Below are 633 nucleotides of genomic sequence, written 5' to 3'. Positions count from 1 at the left end.
ATTGTCATCCCTAAACCACCTCCTAGGGAGGTGGTGATTGATCCTGTAAGGCTATAGCCTGAAGAATGCCCATGTCGGAATATCTCTGCTTACTCACCACAAGTAAAAGGAGACAAACCGACATGGGACTTTACAGGAGTTCATCACATGTATATTGGCGTTGCAAATACCACATAGTCTGGACGCCCAAGTACCGATTCAGGATCCTGAAAGATAAGCTGGGTAAGGAGCTGTACAGGACGATCTATATCCTCTGTGGAATAAAGGATTGTGAGGTTCTGGAGCTAAATGTTCAGCCCGATCATGTGCATCTGGTCGTCATCATCCCACCGAAGATCTCGATATCAACTCTAATGGGCCATCTAAAAGGACGCAGTGCAATCAGGCTTTACAATCGTTTTCCCCATATCAGGAAGAAGCTATGGGGAAACCATTTTTGGTCCCGAGGCTACTTTGTCGATACGGTGGGAGTGAATGAAGAAATTATCAGACGATATGTGAGGCATCAGGAGAAAACGGAACAAACGCATGAACAGCAAATGGAATTGCTAGAGTAGTCGTCGAAAGTTAACAGTAGCCCCCCTTACAGGGGGCATTCTCAAAAGCCACCTTCTCAGAAGGTGGTCTTTTACT

The 633-nt window shown here is 45.8% G+C and carries 1 protein-coding gene; it reads left to right on the top strand.

Annotated elements, in window-relative coordinates; genetic code table 11:
- Positions 1-122 precede the first annotated feature (122 nt).
- Positions 123-557, top strand: coding sequence for an IS200/IS605 family transposase (gene tnpA, locus HMPREF3178_RS03155; RefSeq protein WP_004111117.1), 435 nt, complete (start codon positions 123-125; stop codon positions 555-557).
- The last annotated feature ends 76 nt before the right edge of the window (positions 558-633 follow it).

Origin of the sequence: Klebsiella sp. HMSC09D12, assembly GCF_001808475.1 — a bacterium.
GTDB classification, from domain to species: domain Bacteria; phylum Pseudomonadota; class Gammaproteobacteria; order Enterobacterales; family Enterobacteriaceae; genus Klebsiella; species Klebsiella oxytoca.
This window is presented reverse-complemented; position numbering and strand designations above follow the sequence as displayed.

What these genes read in the sequence shown, in the direction of transcription:
- tnpA (WP_004111117.1), top strand. Translation starts at nt 123, where the DNA reads ATGGGACTTTACAGGAGTTCATCACATGTATATTGGCGTTGCAAATAC.